The organism is Mesorhizobium sp. M3A.F.Ca.ET.080.04.2.1 (assembly GCF_003952525.1).
Classification (GTDB): domain Bacteria; phylum Pseudomonadota; class Alphaproteobacteria; order Rhizobiales; family Rhizobiaceae; genus Mesorhizobium.
Window position 1 is genome coordinate 5,899,304 of sequence record NZ_CP034451.1, and the last position, 16,098, is coordinate 5,915,401.

Consider the following 16,098-nt stretch of genomic DNA (forward strand, 5'->3'; position numbering starts at 1 on the left):
CGGTCGGCGCTCAGATATCCAGCACGTCCGTCTCGGCGAACTCGGCGCGTTCCTGGATGAAGCGGAAGCGCGCCTCGGGCTTGGTGCCCATCAGCGCGTCGACGGCGTCCTTGGTCGCGTCCTCGGCATCGATCACATCGACCCTGAGCAGCGTGCGCTTTCTCGGGTCCATGGTTGTTTCCTTGAGCTGCGAGGCCATCATCTCGCCCAGGCCCTTGAAGCGGCCGATCTCCACCTTGCCGCGCCCGGTAAATTCGCTGCGCAGCAGTTCGTCCTTGTGCGCATCGTCGCGCGCATAGGCGACCTTGCCGCCCTGCCGGATCGAATAGAGCGGCGGCACCGCCATGTAGAGATGGCCGCCGCGAACGAGATTCGGCATTTCCTGAAAGAAGAAGGTGATCAGGAGCGAGGCTATGTGCGCGCCGTCGACGTCGGCGTCGGTCATGATGATGACGCGGTCGTAGCGCAGGTCTTCGTCGCGATACTTCGAACGCGTGCCGCAGCCGAGCGCCTGGATCAGATCCGAGATCTGCTGGTTGGCGGCAAGCTTGTCGTTGCCGGCGCTGGCGACATTGAGGATCTTGCCGCGCAGCGGCAGCACTGCCTGGCTGGCGCGGTCGCGTGCCTGCTTGGCGGAACCGCCGGCCGAGTCGCCTTCGACGATGAACAGTTCGGCACCGGCGGCGGCATTCTGGGTGCAGTCGGCGAGCTTGCCCGGCAGGCGCAGCTTGCGCACAGCGGTCTTGCGCGAAACTTCCTTTTCCTGGCGACGGCGCACGCGCTCGTCGGCGCGAGCGATCACCCACTCCAGAAGCTTGGAGCCTTCCTGCGGATTGTCGGCCAGCCAATGGTCGAACGGGTCGCGGATCGCGGTCTCGACGATGCGCATCGCTTCGATCGTCGCCAGCCTGTCCTTGGTCTGGCCGACGAACTCCGGCTCGCGGATGAACACCGACAGCATGCCGGCCGCCGAGATCATGACGTCTTCCGACGTGATGATCGAGGCGCGCTTGTTGCCGATGAGGTCGGCATAGGCGCGCAGGCCGCGCGTCAGCACATTGCGGAAGCCGGCCTCGTGCGTGCCGCCTTCGGCGGTCGGGATGGTGTTGCAGTATGAGTTGAGGAAGCCGTCGCCGCCGAACCAGGTCACCGCCCATTCCAGCGAGCCGTGGCCGCCCTGCTTGTCGCTTTTTCCGGCGAAAACCTCACGCGTGACCTGGAACTCGTCGCCCAGCGTCGCCTTGAGATAGTCCTTCAGGCCGCCGGGAAAATGGAACTCTGCCTTGGCCGGCGTCTGATCCTTTTCCTTGATCAGCGACGGGTCGCAGGTCCAGCGGATCTCGACGCCGCCGAACAGATAGGCTTTCGAGCGCGTCATGCGGTAAAGGCGCGCCGGCTCGAAGGCGGCGCCCCTGCCGAAGATCTGCTCGTCGGGATGGAAGCGGATCCTGGTGCCGCGCCGGTTGTGCACCTCGCCGAGCTGCTCCAGCCCGCTCACCGGAATGCCGCGCGAGAAGCGCTGGCGATAGAGCTGACGGCCGCGCGCGACCTCAACCTCGAGGTGATCCGACAGCGCGTTGACCACGGAGACGCCGACGCCGTGCAGGCCGCCGGAGGTCTCATAGACCTTGGAGTCGAACTTGCCGCCCGAATGCAGCGTCGTCATGATGACTTCGAGCGCCGGCTTCTTGAATTTCGGGTGCGGATCGACCGGGATGCCGCGGCCATTGTCGGTGACTGTCAGGAAGCCGTCGGCCGACAGCTCGACGTCGATGAAGGTGGCGTGGCCGGCAACCGCCTCGTCCATCGAATTGTCAATGACTTCGGCGAACAGGTGGTGCATCGCCTTGTCGTCAGTGCCGCCGATATACATGCCGGGCCGCCGGCGGACGGGCTCCAAGCCCTCCAGCACCTCGATATCGGCGGCGCTGTAGCTGTCGCTGCTGTCGCGGGCGGCGCTCGAACGCTTGGCGGCCTGCACCAGCGGATCGGCCGGGCGCGACGGCGCCCGCACCTGCTGCGGCTGCTTCTCACGATTGCCGAAAAGATCGCTGGTGTCGTCCATGCTGGCCATTAAGTCCGGTACTGCGAATCACTGCTCGATACTGCCACGCTTTTGGCGGGCGAACGAGTTCCTGTTCCGTTCAGGGTTCAAAGTCTCTCTTATTCTAAAACCATTCGATAACCAAGCCGCCGGAAATAGGGCGCTCCGCACACCGTCGGATTCCTGATTCTTTAACAATGATGCCTAACGTGAAGTGCAACAAGCAAAAGACCACGGGGCGTCAGGGGTTTCATTGTGAGGGGCAGGGCCATAACCATGATCGGTATCGCCGCCGTGTTCGGCGCGATCTCGATCTTTGCCGCGGACTTCTGGGTCAAAAGCCAGGCAAAAGCCCAGTCCGAGGTCAGGGTGGTCTCCGTGCCATCGCCACAGGAACCCAAGGTCGAATTCAAGACCATCGTGGTGGCGAGCGCGCCGCTGCGCTACGGCATGGAACTCGGCCGATCCCAGCTCACCGAGATCCCGTGGCCGCAGGATTCCCTGCCGCAGGGCGCCTTTCCCACCATCGACAAGCTGCTAGCCGATGGCAGCCGCGTGGTTCTGTCGCCGATGGAAGTCAACGAGCCGGTGCTGCTCGCCAAACTGTCAGGGCCGAATGGGCGCGCGACGCTTTCCAACATGCTCTCGCCAGGGATGCGGGCCGTCACCATCCGCACGGACGAAATCGCAGGCGTCGGCGGCTTCATCACGCCTGGCGACCGGGTCGATGTCGTGCTGACCCGCGATGCCGGGGAAATCCAGGAAGTGGCCAAGAATGCACAGGGGGCGGCCGGATCCACGGTCACCTCCGAGATCGTCGTCTCCGACGCCAAGGTGCTTTCGGTCGGGCAGGGCGCTGACGAGCGCAAGACCGAGCCGAAGGTCGCCAATTCGGTGACCATCGAAGTGACCAATGAAGGGGCGCAAAAGGTGGCGCTGGCGCGCACCGTCGGCTCATTGTCGCTGTCCTTGCGATCCGCCGCCGACGCGAGCGCCAGCAACAGCGAGATCACCACCATCTCCTCCTTCGGCGGCTCGGTGGCGGCCAAGGCGCAGACTGCGGCCGGTTCCGTGATCGATGCCGTGGTGAAGGAGCCGGAGAAGCCGACGTTCCGCACGATCATCGTCACGCGCGGCACGAAGGCCGAGGAATACAAGGTTCCTGCCAGGCAAGCCGAGGAATACGAGGTTCCTTCCAAGGAACAAGAACAATAGCCGGTGGGGACCGGCCGGGGACGGGACAATGCCTGTGTTGAATGGAAAGCGGACGACGAGAGGGCTGCGCCTTCTGCGCGCAATGACAGCGGGGGCCTTCCTGGCGGCCGCCGGAATGCTTGCATTCGGCGCGCCGGCCGAGGCAAACAACGACGTCGTCTACGTCTCGGCGACCAAGAACGCCTCCATCAAGGTGGCCAAGGGCAAGCCGAAGACGATCATGACCAGCGCGGCCTTCTACCAGATCGTCATCGGCGATCCGGAGATCGCCAACGTCAACCCGCTGACCGACAAGTCCTTCTATGTGCTGGGCAACAATCTCGGCACCACTGGCATCGCGCTATTCGACCAGAACAAGCAGCTCGTCGGCACCATCGACATCGAGGTGACGCTGGATACCGAGCAGTTGGCCAACACGATCCGCGCCAGCGTGCCTGACGCCAACATCAAGGTCGGGTCCGCCAATGGACGGGTGGTGCTGTCGGGGCAGGCCGAAGATGCGGTCGCGGCCGACAAGGCCAGCAAGATCGCCTCGCGCTTCTCCGGCAATGAAGAGGTGATCAACTCGGTCAACATCTCGTCTTCGCAGCAGGTGCAGCTCAATGTCCGCTTCGTCGAGATCAATCGCCAGGCCGGGCAGGATCTGGGCGCCAAATACGGCGCCAACTTCGCCGTCGGCCTCGGCGGCCGCGATGTCGTCATCGATCCCGGCACTGTGCCGACGGCCGGCACCGGCGAGATCATCGGCCGGCTGCTGTCCAACGGCGTGTCGATCGACATCGCCATCAAGGCGCTTGAGGAGCGCGGCCTGGCCCGACGGCTGGCCGAGCCGAACCTGATCGCCCGCTCCGGCCAGACCGCGAGCTTCCTTGCCGGCGGCGAATTCCCGATCCCGGTCTCCGAGGACAACGGCAAGATCAGCGTCACCTACAAGAAATACGGCGTCGGCCTGGACTTCACGCCGACCGTTCTGAAGGACGGGCTGGTCAGCCTGGACATCGCACCGGAAGTGTCCTCGATCGATCCCTCCGCCTCCATCGAGGTCAGCAGCGGCATTTCCATTCCGGCCTTCATCGTGCGCCGCGCCAAGACCTCGATCGACCTGAAGAACGGCCAGAGCTTCATGATCGCGGGTCTGCTGCAGTCGCAAAACGACATCACCACCTCACGCCTGCCGGGCCTCGGCAAGCTGCCGGTCCTGGGTCCGCTGTTCTCCTCCAAATCCTACCAGCGGCGCGAGACCGACCTGGTGATCATCGTCACGCCTTATCTGGTAAAGCCGGTCGACCCCTCGAAGAAGATGGTCGAGCCGACCGACGGCACCCAGCCTCCCAGCAACGCCGACTATTTCCTCAACAACACCGAAGAGGTGAAGGCTTCGGACGCCAACAAGCCGATGGCATTCGCCGACGGCAGTGCTGCGCGCCCGGTGGCGGCCACCACGTCCGGTCATTTCCTCGACCTGCCGAAGGATTGATTGATGCGCCCGCTCGTTTCCATTGCGCTCCTGTCCATCGGCCTTCTCGTCGGCTGCACCAGCGACGACTATGTGCGAACCGAGGGGGTGACGCCGGCGGCCGGCAACGCGCAGGCGTCCAACACCGTCTTGCAGATGGTGGATCCCTGGCAGAACGGCGTTCAGAACACCAGGCTACTGGTGCCGGCGCAGCGCAGCAGTTCCACGACGAGTTCCGCCGCCCAGGCGGCCGGCGCACAGAGCGCTCAGGCGTCGGCATCGACGACATCCAATTGATGGGCTGACGACCATGGCATCGGGCACCAAGACCAAGAAGATCCTACTCGCGTCGACCGACAGGGCGTTCCTGCAGGACACGCGCACGGCCTTCGCTGCCTCAGAAGTCATCGAGCTTCTCACGGTGGACAAGAGCGTCAACGAGCTTCGCGGCGAGGTCCAGGAGACCGATTTCGGCGCCGTCATCGTCGACATGGATGCGGCCAAGCTCGAGGAGATCGAGTCGCTGCAGCGCATCATGCGGCGGCTCGAAGGCCGGGTCCCGGTGGTGGTCGTCACCCAGGAGTTCAACGCGGCCGCGGTGCGCATCCTGGTGCAGCTCAAGGTCGCCGATTTCCTCGTCAAGCCGATCACCACGGCCGATCTGGTGCGCTCGGTCATCCGGGCGCTGCAGGGGCCGGGTCGGGAGGAAAACACCGAGTCGCAGATCTATACCTTCATGCCTGCCGCCGGCGGCGTCGGCACCACGACGCTGGCCCTGCAGACGGCGTTCCAGCTGCACCATTCGGTAACGCGCGGCGCCTCGACCTGCGTGGTCGACCTCAACTTCCAGCAGGGCGCCTGCGCGGAATATCTCGATCTGGAGCCGCGCTTCGACATCACCGAAATCGAGAACCAGCCGGAGCGCCTCGACCGGCAGCTGCTCGACGTGATGCTCTCCAAGCACGCGAGCGGGCTTTGCGTGCTGGCAGCACCCACGCGCCCCTCTGAAATGCGCTCGTTCAAGACCGATGTCGTGGTGCGCATGCTCGACCTGGTCTCGGCGTATTTCGACAATGTCGTCATCGACATGCCGCGCACCTGGTTCCCGTGGACGGAGACGGTGCTGCTCGGTTCGAACAAGCTCTACATCGTTGCCGAGATGACCGTGCCGTGCCTGCGCCACACGCAGCGCCTCATCCAGGCGATCTACGAGACCGCCGGCAAGGAAGTGAAGCCCAATGTCATCGTCAACCGCTTCGAGCAGAAGATGTTCGACAGCGGCATCAAGCAGGCGGACGTCGAGGAGATCCTGGGCGAGCATTTCGTCGGCGGCATCTCCAACAACTACCGGCTGGTGCGCGAGGCTGTCGACCGTGGCGTGCCGCTGCACGACATCGATCCCAATGCCAATGTCGTCAACGACTTGAAGAAGATCATCCTGCCCGAAGAGGCCGTCGCGACGACCACCAGGTCGAAATCGCTGTTCGATCTCGGCAGGGGCCTGCTGAAGAGGAAGGCAGGATGAGCAGCCGCTTTTCCACCCTGCAGAACCGTGACGCGCGCCCGCAGCGGCCGCCGGAACCGATGCCCGTCACGCATCACGCCGTGGTCATTCCGACGACCCGCAAGCCTGCGGCGCCAAAACCGGAAGCAGCCCCGGCAAAAAGCGCCAACAAGGTGCTCGACGCGCGCGTGCGCATCCACCGCATGCTGCTCGAGGAGATCAACCTCGTCGCGCTGGAGCGGCTGCCGAAAGAGGAGATGCGCCGCCAGGTGCACGATTTCGTCTCCGAAAAGACGCGCCAGGAGCGGATGGCGATCAACACCGCCGAGCTCGAAGCACTGGTCGACGACATCGTCGACGAAATGGTCGGCCTCGGTCCGCTGGAGCCGCTGCTCAAGGACCCCGAGATCAACGATATCCTGATCAACGGCCACCAGAACTGTTTCGTCGAGCGGCGCGGCAAGCTGCAGCAGGTGAATATCCCGTTCAAGGACGAGGCGCATCTGCTTCGAATCATAAACAAAATCGTTGCGGCGGTCGGCCGGCGAGTCGATGAATCGCAGCCGATGGTCGACGCGCGCATGCTCGACGGCTCGCGCTTCAACGCGGCTATCCGACCCGTGGGCGTCGACGGACCTTTGGTGTCGATCCGCAAATTCTCCAAGAACAAGCTCGGCCTGCACAAGCTGGTCGAATTCGGCGCCATCACCCAGAACATGGCCGAGGTGCTGGCGGCGGCCGTGCATGCCCGCAAGACGACCATCATCTCCGGCGGCACCGGCACCGGCAAGACGACGATGCTCAATGCGCTGTCGGCGTTCATTCCCGAGGACGAGCGCCTGATCACCATCGAGGACGCCGCCGAGCTGCAATTGCAGCAGCCGCATGTCGCGCGCATGGAGACACGACCCGCCAATATCGAAGGCCACGGCGAGCTGAAGCAGCGCGACCTGGTCAAGAACGCGCTGCGCATGCGCCCCGACAGGGTCATCCTCGGCGAATGCCGCGGCGAGGAAGCATTCGACATGCTGCAGGCGATGAACACCGGCCATGAAGGCTCGATGGCGACGATCCACGCCAACACGCCGCGCGATGCGATCTCGCGACTGGAGCAGATGCTCGGCATGACCGGCATGCCGATGACGGTGCAGTCGATCCGCAGCCAGATCGCCAGCGCCCTCGACATCATCGTCCAGCTGACGCGCCTCTCCGACGGCAAGCGCAAGGTGACCAGCGTCGCAGAGGTGACGGGCATGGAAGGCGACGTGATCCAGATGCAGGAGATCTTCCGCTTCGTGCGCACCGGCATGGAGGCCGACGGCAAGATCATCGGCCATTTCGAAGCGACAGGCATCCGCCCGCGCTTCCTCGAGGACCTGCGCAACATGGGCATCGAATTCCCGGGCAGATATTTCGAGCCCGGCCGGCCACAGGAGTAGCCGGTGTTCGACGGATTCAGCCCGGTCTATGTCGTCTACGCCGCGGCGGCCCTTACCGGCATCATGATCGCCGAAGGCTGCTACCTGCTCTATGCCGGCCGCAGCGACAAGCGCAAGGCCATCAACCGCCGCATGAAGCTGCAGGAAAACAAGATCAGCCAGGAACAGGTGCTGATCCAGTTGCGCAAGGAACGAGGCGTCGAAGGCGGCAGCTTCGTGCTTTCCGTCGATCGGTTTCGCGCCTTGCGCATGCAGTCCGGCATGATCATGCCGCTGCCCAAATTCCTTACGATCACCTCGGGAATAGCGTTCGCGCTCGCGCTCCTCGCCGTCTGGAAGGGCTTGCCCCTGCTGTTCGGACTTGTCCTGCTCCTGGTGCTAGTGCCCGTGTTGCCGGTGATGGCGATGCGAACGCTGCGCAAGCGCCGTCACAAGAGGTTCGGCATGCAGTTGCCGGAGGCGCTGGAACTGATCACGCGCGGCCTGAAAGCCGGCCATCCGGTGCCGGTGGCGATTGCCATGGTGGCGCGCGAAATGGGCGATCCGATCGGCACCGAGTTCGGCGTCGTCGCCGACGAGGTCACCTATGGCTCCGACCTGGTTTCGGCGCTCAACAATCTGTTCGACCGGGTCGGCCATGAGGACCTGCCGCTGTTCGTCACCGCCGTATCCATCCAGAACAGTTCGGGCGGCAACCTGCGCGAAATCCTCGACGGGCTGTCGTCGACAATCCGCGAGCGCGGCAAGCTGCGCCGCAAGGTGCGCGCCATTTCGACCGAGGGCCGCATGTCGGCCTACATCCTGACCGCCGTGCCGGCGCTGCTGTTCACCGCCATCATGGTGCTGATGCCGCAATTCTACCGGGATGTCTGGGGTGTGCCGAAGACCTGGTACATGCTGGGCGGTTCGGTGTTCTGGCTGATGCTGGGTAACGCGGCCATGTTCAAGATGTCGAATTTCCGGTTCTGAGATGATGGAAGACGCGATCCGCTTCCTGGCTTCGCTCGCGCCGACATCGCTGATGCCGGTGGCGGTGCTCTTGCTGGTCCTGGGCGGCGGCGCGATGGCCTGGCCGCTCGTCGTTGCCAAGGGCGACCGGGGCGAAGTCAAGCGACGGCTGAAGGTCGAGGCGAGCCAGCCGGTCGAGGTCGAGCCGACGACCAGGAAGAATTCCAGCGCCGTGCGCGAGAAGGCGGTGAAGCGGGCGCAGGAGTTCTATGCCAAGAGCGATCCGGAGAACGTCGCCCGGCTGCGGCTGAAGCTCATCCAAGCCGGCTACATGGATCCGCGCGCCGTCGGCATGTTCTTCCTGATCCGTTTTGCCGCCCTGGTCGGCGCGGCACTTGGTGCGTTCGTGGTCAACCACTGGGCGGCCAGCGCCGAGTCCAGCATGACCAGCCGCTGGACCCTCGTCATCCTGTCGGGCGCGGGCGGCTATTTCCTGCCCGGACTGGTGCTGACGCAGAAGGTGCGGGAGAAGATGCGCGAATACCGCAACGGCTTCCCCGACTTCATGGACCTGATGATCGTCTGTTCGGATGCCGGCATGAGCATGGAGGCCGGCATCGAGCGCGTTTCGAAAGAGCTCGGCAAGACCTATCCGTCGCTCAGCCAGAACCTGCAGCTGGTGTCGCTGGAACTCAGGGCCGGCCGCAGCCTCGACGACGCGCTGAAAGCGCTGGCGGACCGCCTCAGCCTCGATGAGGTCCGATCTTTCGCGACGCTGCTGCAGCAGTCCAAGGAACTCGGCACCAGCCTGTCGGGCGCGCTGCGCGTCTTCTCCGACGAGATGCGTCACAAGCGTATGTCGCTCGCCGAGGAGAAGGCGCATGCCCTGCCGGCCAAGATGTCGGTGCCGGTAACGGTCTGCATCCTGCCGGTGGTGCTGATGGTCGCCATCATCCCGATCATCGTGAAGCTGACGGCGGCGCATTGAGTATTCAGCTAAAGCCGACCTGAGCCGAGCCAAGGCGCGCCCGGCGGCGCTGGTTAACGCATCCTTTGCCCGCAACCGAATTTTAGGCGCATTTCGGCACCGAAGTTTAATCGCTGTCCTTTATGGTCATTGGTGAAGAACGACCCGGCAAATCGGGCGATGGGGCAGGGCATGCGTCACAGACTATCCACGGCAGCGGCCGCGCTGGCTGCGGTTCTCCTGGTCACCGGCTGCACGACCGACAACAACGTCGATACCACCAAAACCACCGCCATCCAGCCGAAGGCAAAGGACGTTAGCGCCACCGATCTCGCTGAGGGCAAGGCGCAGTTCCGCGAGGCGAATTTCGGCCTTGCCGAACAGCATTTCCGCAAGGCGGTGGAACTCAGGGCTGACAATGCGGAAGCCTGGATGGGCCTCGCAGCCTCCTATGACGAACTCGGCCGTTTCGATTTCGCCGACCGCGCCTATGCCCAGTTGCTGAGGGTTGCCGGGCGCAAGCCGCAGATCGTCAACAACATGGGCTATTCGCAGCTCCTGCGCGGCAACAAGAAGAAGGCCAGGGCGCTGCTGCTCGAGGCCCGCGCCGGCATGGCCGACCAGACCGTCGTCAACGCCAATCTGGCGCTGCTCGACAAGAGCTGATCACCCGCGCGGGCTCAGTGTTCGATGCAACCGACCGCCTCAGAAATCTGCTTTGCGGTCACTTCCAGACGCAGGGTCGGTATGCGCCTTCCTGGAGATTGTCCCAGGACAGTTCAGCCGCGCGGGCATTTCGGCCACCACGTCGACCGTTTGTAAACCCTTTATCGAGGTGGGGCCGAAGCGCTCGCTGAAAACGGTTTGCGCGCGCCGCTGGCGACTTACAATACAGGGGGCGACGACCCGCAAAAGGCAGTTCTTCACCGATGTTGGATTTCAGTTCGCTTCTGCTCGCGGCGGCGCTGTCGGGCACATGCCTCAGCGTTACCATGCTTGCGATCTGGTTCACCACGCCGCGGGCGCGTTTCGTTCTGACAGTCGCGTGCGGCATGCTCATCCTGGTTGTCCATGTCGTCCTGTTCTGGCGCTATACCAGGGATGCCGGCCCATGGCTCTGCCAGGCCGTGCTCGCGCTGCTCACGCTGGGGTTCCTGATCCTCTGCCTGTCGGCCATGCAGTATCTCGGCTATCGTGGCTTTCGTCGCGCCGTCATCCCGGCGCTCGTGGCGATGGGCGCCTGTGCGATCGTCACGTTTTTCGGCTTCGACGGCGTCGGCTTCCAGATCACCTATGCGGCGGTGACGGCGTTGCTCGCGGCGATCGGAATCATGTTCTGGTCGAGAGGCGACCAGGACCGCCGGATCCTGCTGGTCGTCTCCTTCCTGAGCGGGGTCTGCGGCATTTCCTTCGCGCTTTGCGGGCTGGTGTTGCTCGTCCAAGGACAATGGGTCCTTGGCGCCGCGCCCGACAACTGGGCGGAGCAATTGAACTCCGTCGTCGCGGTCGCGTGCATGACCGGCCTCGGAGCGCTGACGCTTTCGTTGCATCACCTGCAGGCGCAGATCGAGCTCAAGGCCGAGACGCTGACCGATCCGTTGACCGGCCTGATGAACCGGCGCGCGCTGAACGAGCTCTACGGCGAGCGGAGCTTCGGTCCCTTCATGGCCATCGCCATGTTCGACCTCGATCATTTCAAGACCACGAACGACGTCTACGGCCATCCAGTCGGCGACCAGGTTCTGTGTCGCTTCGCGGCTGTGATCAGGAAATACGGCAGAACGGGCGTCGACGCCTTCCGTCTGGGCGGTGAGGAATTCGCAGTGGTGATGTCGCGCATGACCCCTGAAAAGGCCCACGACATGGCAAGCCGGATCGGCGTCGCCTTCGGCACGGAGGTCGTCGCCACACATCGCGGTCCGCTGCGCAGCAGCGTCAGCGGCGGCATGGGTTTTGGCGCGGTGGCTGGTCGGCCGCTGGACGAGGTGCTGGCCGAGGCCGACGCCGCGCTCTATGCCGCCAAGCGCGGCGGGCGCAACCGCGTCGTCATCGCCACCGAGGCTGAGCCGGGCCAGCCCGATACCGGGCCGGCCCTGCGTTCGGCCTGAACGCGCTTACTCGGCCGCGCCGAGATATTCCGACAATGGCGGGCAGGAACAAACGAGGTTGCGATCGCCGGCGACATTGTCGATGCGCGACACCGGAGGCCAGTATTTCGCGGCCAGGTCGGCGTCGCCGGCGGGATAGGCGGCTTCCAGGCGCGAATAGGGATGGGTCCAGGTGGCGGCGAGCGCCTCGGCGGCGGTGTGCGGAGCGTTGACCAGCGGATTGTCGGCCAGCGGCCACTCGCCCTTCGCCACCTTCGCCGCCTCACCGGCGATCGCAATCATAGCCTCGCAGAAGCGGTCGAGCTCGCGCTTGGGCTCCGATTCGGTCGGCTCGACCATCAGCGTGCCGGCCACCGGGAACGACATGGTGGGTGCGTGGAAACCGTAGTCGATCAGGCGCTTGGCGATATCGTCGACGCTGATGCCGGCGCTGTCCTTCAGCACGCGGGTATCGAGGATGCACTCATGGGCAATGCGATCGCTCCTGCCCTTGTAGAGCAGCGGGAAGTGCGGCGCCAGCCGCGTCGCCACGTAGTTGGCCGACACGATCGCCGTCTCGGTCGCCTGCTTCAGGCCGGAACCGCCCATCATGCGGATGTACATCCAGGTGATCGGCAGGATGGAGGCGCTGCCGAACGGTGCCGCCGCAACTGCGTGTGCGGAGCCTTCGGTGACATGGCCCGGCAGATAGGGCTTGAGATGTGCCCTGACGCCGATCGGGCCGACGCCAGGGCCGCCGCCGCCATGCGGGATGCAGAAGGTCTTGTGCAGGTTCATGTGGCAGACGTCGGCGCCGATGTCGGCAGGACGCGCGAGGCCGACCAAGGCATTGAGGTTGGCGCCGTCGAAATAGACCTGGCCACCATGCTCGTGGATGAGGGCGCACAGGTGGCGCGCGCCTTCCTCGTAGACGCCGTGCGTCGAGGGATAAGTGAACATCAGCGCCGCGAGGTTCTTCGAATGCTCGTTGGCCTTGGCTCTCATGTCGTCCATGTCGATGTTGCCGTCGTCCGTGCAGCGCACGACGACGACGCTCATTCCGGCCATCGCCGCGCTCGCCGGATTGGTGCCGTGCGCGGAAGACGGAATCAGGCAGACTGTGCGATGGCCTTGGCCGCGCGAGCGGTGATAGGCGCGGATGGCAAGCAGCCCGGCATATTCGCCCTGGCTGCCGGCATTGGGCTGCAGGCTGACCGCGTCGAAACCGGTGATCTCCGACAGCCAGCCTTCCAGTTCGGCGGCCATGGCGCGGTACCCCGCCGAATGGCTGGCCGGCGCGAAGGGATGCAAGTTGGCGACGCTTGGCCAACTCACCGGCATCATCTCGGCCGCGGCGTTGAGCTTCATCGTGCAGGAGCCGAGCGGGATCATGGCGCGGTCGAGCGCCAGATCCTTGTCGGCGAGCCGGCGCAGGAAACGCATCATCTCGGTTTCGGAGCGGTTTTCGTGGAAGACGGGCTGCGTCAGGAACTCGCTGCCGCGCGGCTTTCCGGGCATGGTGCCATCGGCAGCGTCCGCTGCATTGGCGCCAAACAGGGCGGCGATCGCCTCGAGGTCTGCCTCGGTCGAGGTCTCGTCAAAGCTGATCCCGACGTGGTCGGTGTCGATGAGACGCAGCAGGCGGCCGCCCTTTTCGGCGGCGGCGGCGATCGAGCCGGCCTTTCCCTTGACTTCGACCGTCACCGTGTCGAAGCGGTTTGCGCCAAGCACCGAAACGCCCGCAGCCCTCAGGCCGGCCGCGAGGCGGCTGGCGAGCCCGTGGACGCGCTCGGCAATCGCCTGCAGGCCCGCGGGGCCGTGCCAGATCGCATAGGCGGTGGCCATGTTGGCGAGCAGCGCCTGTGCCGTGCAGATGTTGGAGGTCGCCTTGTCGCGGCGGATGTGCTGCTCGCGCGTCTGCAGCGCTAGCCGATACCCTGGACGTCCCTCGCTGTCGGTCGACTGGCCAACGAGGCGGCCGGGCATCAGGCGGGTCAACCTGTCGGAGACGGCGCAATAGGCGGCGTGCGGACCGCCAAAACCCATCGGCACGCCGAAGCGCTGCATCGGGCCGACGGCGATGTCGGCACCGAGCTTCGCCGGCGCGTCTGTCAGGGTGAGCGCAAGCGGATCGGCGATGAAGATGACCAGCGCGCCGGTGGCGCGGGCCTTCTCGATCGCCGTCTTGTGGTCGCCATAGACACCGAACGTGTCCGGCCAGGAAACGAGCAGGGCGGCGGTGTTGTCGTCGATGCTCTCGCCGTCCACCTCGGTGCCGAGCGGCTCGGCGCGGGTGCGAACGACATCCAGCGTCTGCGGATGCGGGGTGCCGGCGAGCGCAACCTTGGTGCGCTTGTCGCGGTGATGGCGCAGCGCGATGCCGACGGCCTCGGCGACCGCGGTCGCCTCGTCGAGCAGCGAGGCGGACGCCACCGGCAGGCCGGTGAGTTCTGCGACCAAGGTCTGGAAATTGAACAGCATTTCCAGCCGGCCCTGGCTGATCTCGGCCTGGTAGGGCGTATAGGCCGTGTACCAGGCCGGATTCTCGAACAAGTTGCGTTGGATGACGGGCGGCACGTGCACGCCGTGATAGCCGGCGCCGATGAAGCTTTTCAGCACCGTGTTCTTCGCCATGATCGCCGACAATTCGGCCAGCGCTTCCGCCTCGCTGGCGGGGGCGGGCAGATCCAACGGCTCATCGAGGCGAATCGATCTCGGCACGGCCTGGCTGATCAGCGTCTCGACGGAGGGAACGCCGAGGGAGGCGAGCATCGCCCGGACATCGTTGAGGCCGGGGCCGATATGGCGGGCCGAGAAGGGGATTGGTGCTGCGGTCATCGTAACTGTCCTGCTATCAGCCGATATGGGCTTTGTAGGCGGCTTCGTCCATGAGGCCGTCAAGTTGGCTCTCGTTCGAAAGCTTCATCTTCCAGAGCCAGCCGTCGCCCGTCGCCGCGGAATTGACCAGCGAAGGATCGGCCGACAGCGAGGTGTTGGCCTCGGTGATCTCGCCATCGGCCGGGGCATAGACATCCGAGGCGGCCTTGACGGATTCGACGACGACCGCGGTGTCGCCCTTGGCGAGCTTGCGACCGATTTCCGGCAGTTCGACGAAGACGAGGTCGCCGAGCTGCTCCTGCGCGTAATCGGTGATGCCGACGGTGGCGACGCCGGCTTCGACGCGCAGCCATTCGTGATCTTCAGTGAAATAGGTCTTTGCCATCGGGACTTATCCTTTGCGGTAGCGATGTGGCGTGAAGGGCAGGGACGTGACGTCGATCGGGATCTTGGTCCCGCGGACGTCGGCGAAGAGCTTTGTGCCGGGCTTTGCGAGTGATGTTTCGACGTAGCCCATGGCGACCGGATGGCCGGTCGAGGGGCCAAAGCCGCCCGAGGTGACATGGCCGGCCCGATTGCCGTCGGCGTCGACAAGCGCCGCGCCAGCCCGCACCGGCTGGCGGCCGTCCGGCTTGAGGCCGACGCGTTTTTGCGCCGCGCCGCGCTCGAGAATCGACCGTAGCGCGTCGGCGCCAATGAAGGAGCCTGCAGCACGCACTTCCCTGGGGATCGCCCACATCAATCCGGCGCTGGCCGGGTCGATCTCGGGGGTAAGGTCCTGCCCATGCAGGCAGAGCCCGGCCTCGAGCCGCAGGCTGTCGCGGGCGGCGAGGCCGATCCATTGCACGCGCTCGTCCTGCAGCAATTTGGCGACGAGGTCGCGGGCATCCGCTTCCGGCAGGCCGATCTCGAAACCGTCCTCGCCCGTGTAGCCGGAGCGGCTCATGAACCAGTTCGGCCGCGGCTCGACGCCATGCATGAAAAGCAGGGAGCCCGTCTCGATGCCGGCCCGCGAAAGGGCTGCCCACGCATCGGGCCCCTGGATCGCGAGGAAGACACGGTCGAGCGGTTCGACCCTGGCGTCGAAATCCGCGGCGAGCTCGCGCAGGTGTTTCTCGTCCTCGACCGCGTTGCCGGCGTTGGCGACGATCATGAAGCGATCGTCGCCGAGCCGGGTGACGATGAGGTCGTCGATGATGCCGGCGGCCTCGTTGAGAAAGAAGGTGTATTTGGATTGGGAGATGTCCAGCGCGCCGGCATCGAGCGGGTAGGCGCGCTCGAGGAGCGCCGCGGCGCCCGGACCGCTGACCTCGAACAGCTTCATGTGCGAGATGTCGAACAAGCCGGCATGCTCGCGCGTGTGCAGGTGTTCCTTCATCACGCCGGCCGGGTAGGTGAGCGGCATAGACCAGCCGGCAAACGCACCGAAACGCGCGCCGGCGGCGCTGTGCAAATCCTCAAGCGGCAGGTGTTTGGTGTCGTCGACCGTCATGTCTTCTCCAGAGTCACACGCAATCGACCGCCAAATGGCGGCCTAGTCCGTGCCCCTCTGTCTGAAGCCTGAGAGACTCGCGCCCCGTAACTCTGTCGGCAGCGCTTA

At 64.9% G+C, this 16,098-nt stretch carries 13 protein-coding genes; 9 read left to right on the forward strand and 4 right to left on the reverse strand.

Annotated features, from left to right (window positions below; all coding sequences use genetic code 11):
* Window positions 1-10 precede the first annotated feature (10 nt).
* Window positions 11-2,065: a DNA topoisomerase IV subunit B gene (gene parE / locus EJ074_RS28155; protein WP_095807277.1), complete on the reverse strand. Its 2,055-nt coding sequence runs from the start codon at window positions 2,063-2,065 to the stop codon at window positions 11-13.
* 255 nt (window positions 2,066-2,320) lie between these two features.
* Here parE and cpaB point away from each other — a divergent pair, with 255 nt between their 5' ends.
* The 9 genes from cpaB (at window position 2,321) to EJ074_RS28200 (ending at window position 11,681) form a co-directional block, all read left to right on the forward strand.
* Entirely contained in the window at window positions 2,321-3,259 is a 939-nt protein-coding gene (cpaB, locus tag EJ074_RS28160; protein WP_095807229.1) for a Flp pilus assembly protein CpaB, read from the forward strand.
* Window positions 3,260-3,374: 115 nt separating this feature from the next.
* A complete protein-coding gene (locus EJ074_RS28165) occupies window positions 3,375-4,736 on the forward strand; it encodes a type II and III secretion system protein family protein (RefSeq protein ID WP_245454757.1) in 1,362 nt (453 codons plus the stop codon).
* 3 nt (window positions 4,737-4,739) lie between these two features.
* Complete coding sequence (locus EJ074_RS28170) at window positions 4,740-5,012, forward strand: hypothetical protein (protein WP_095807278.1); 273 nt, start codon at window positions 4,740-4,742, stop codon at window positions 5,010-5,012.
* A gap of 13 nt (window positions 5,013-5,025) precedes the next feature.
* Window positions 5,026-6,240 carry a response regulator/pilus assembly protein gene (locus tag EJ074_RS28175; RefSeq protein WP_095807231.1) on the forward strand — a complete coding sequence of 405 codons (1,215 nt, stop codon included), beginning with the start codon at window positions 5,026-5,028 and terminating at the stop codon, window positions 6,238-6,240.
* On the forward strand, window positions 6,237-7,658 hold the full coding sequence (locus EJ074_RS28180) for a CpaF family protein (RefSeq protein WP_095807232.1): 1,422 nt from the start codon (window positions 6,237-6,239) through the stop codon (window positions 7,656-7,658). The genes EJ074_RS28175 and EJ074_RS28180 overlap by 4 nt, the downstream gene beginning before the upstream one ends.
* A gap of 3 nt (window positions 7,659-7,661) precedes the next feature.
* Window positions 7,662-8,627 (forward strand): type II secretion system F family protein, encoded by a 966-nt coding sequence (locus EJ074_RS28185; RefSeq protein WP_095807233.1) that lies wholly within the window; start codon window positions 7,662-7,664, stop codon window positions 8,625-8,627.
* 4 nt (window positions 8,628-8,631) lie between these two features.
* Entirely contained in the window at window positions 8,632-9,594 is a 963-nt protein-coding gene (locus tag EJ074_RS28190; protein ID WP_095807279.1) for a type II secretion system F family protein, read from the forward strand.
* A gap of 171 nt (window positions 9,595-9,765) precedes the next feature.
* Window positions 9,766-10,239: a hypothetical protein gene (locus tag EJ074_RS28195; RefSeq protein ID WP_095807280.1), complete on the forward strand. Its 474-nt coding sequence runs from the start codon at window positions 9,766-9,768 to the stop codon at window positions 10,237-10,239.
* Between the two features lie 263 nt (window positions 10,240-10,502).
* The gene (locus tag EJ074_RS28200; protein ID WP_095807234.1) at window positions 10,503-11,681 is read left to right on the forward strand and encodes a GGDEF domain-containing protein; all 1,179 of its coding nucleotides are present in this window, start codon (window positions 10,503-10,505) and stop codon (window positions 11,679-11,681) included.
* 6 nt (window positions 11,682-11,687) lie between these two features.
* Here EJ074_RS28200 and gcvP read toward each other — a convergent pair whose 3' ends face one another.
* From gcvP to gcvT, 3 genes are read right to left on the reverse strand one after another with little or no spacing between them, the layout of a single operon-like run.
* Window positions 11,688-14,498: an aminomethyl-transferring glycine dehydrogenase gene (gene gcvP / locus EJ074_RS28205; RefSeq protein WP_095807235.1), complete on the reverse strand. Its 2,811-nt coding sequence runs from the start codon at window positions 14,496-14,498 to the stop codon at window positions 11,688-11,690.
* A gap of 16 nt (window positions 14,499-14,514) precedes the next feature.
* A complete protein-coding gene (gene gcvH, locus EJ074_RS28210) occupies window positions 14,515-14,883 on the reverse strand; it encodes a glycine cleavage system protein GcvH (protein ID WP_095807236.1) in 369 nt (122 codons plus the stop codon).
* A gap of 6 nt (window positions 14,884-14,889) precedes the next feature.
* Window positions 14,890-15,990: a glycine cleavage system aminomethyltransferase GcvT gene (gene gcvT / locus EJ074_RS28215; RefSeq protein ID WP_095807237.1), complete on the reverse strand. Its 1,101-nt coding sequence runs from the start codon at window positions 15,988-15,990 to the stop codon at window positions 14,890-14,892.
* Window positions 15,991-16,098: the final 108 nt, after the last annotated feature.

Bases quoted from the DNA above. Each gene is read 5' to 3' on its own strand.
- parE (WP_095807277.1), bottom strand. From the start codon at position 2,065: ATGGACGACACCAGCGATCTTTTCGGCAATCGTGAGAAGCAGCCGCAG.
- cpaB (WP_095807229.1), top strand. From the start codon at position 2,321: ATGATCGGTATCGCCGCCGTGTTCGGCGCGATCTCGATCTTTGCCGCG.
- EJ074_RS28165 (WP_245454757.1), top strand. From the start codon at position 3,375: ATGCTTGCATTCGGCGCGCCGGCCGAGGCAAACAACGACGTCGTCTAC.
- EJ074_RS28170 (WP_095807278.1), top strand. From the start codon at position 4,740: ATGCGCCCGCTCGTTTCCATTGCGCTCCTGTCCATCGGCCTTCTCGTC.
- EJ074_RS28175 (WP_095807231.1), top strand. From the start codon at position 5,026: ATGGCATCGGGCACCAAGACCAAGAAGATCCTACTCGCGTCGACCGAC.
- EJ074_RS28180 (WP_095807232.1), top strand. From the start codon at position 6,237: ATGAGCAGCCGCTTTTCCACCCTGCAGAACCGTGACGCGCGCCCGCAG.
- EJ074_RS28190 (WP_095807279.1), top strand. From the start codon at position 8,632: ATGGAAGACGCGATCCGCTTCCTGGCTTCGCTCGCGCCGACATCGCTG.
- EJ074_RS28195 (WP_095807280.1), top strand. From the start codon at position 9,766: ATGCGTCACAGACTATCCACGGCAGCGGCCGCGCTGGCTGCGGTTCTC.
- EJ074_RS28200 (WP_095807234.1), top strand. From the start codon at position 10,503: ATGTTGGATTTCAGTTCGCTTCTGCTCGCGGCGGCGCTGTCGGGCACA.
- gcvP (WP_095807235.1), bottom strand. From the start codon at position 14,498: ATGACCGCAGCACCAATCCCCTTCTCGGCCCGCCATATCGGCCCCGGC.
- gcvH (WP_095807236.1), bottom strand. From the start codon at position 14,883: ATGGCAAAGACCTATTTCACTGAAGATCACGAATGGCTGCGCGTCGAA.
- gcvT (WP_095807237.1), bottom strand. From the start codon at position 15,990: ATGACGGTCGACGACACCAAACACCTGCCGCTTGAGGATTTGCACAGC.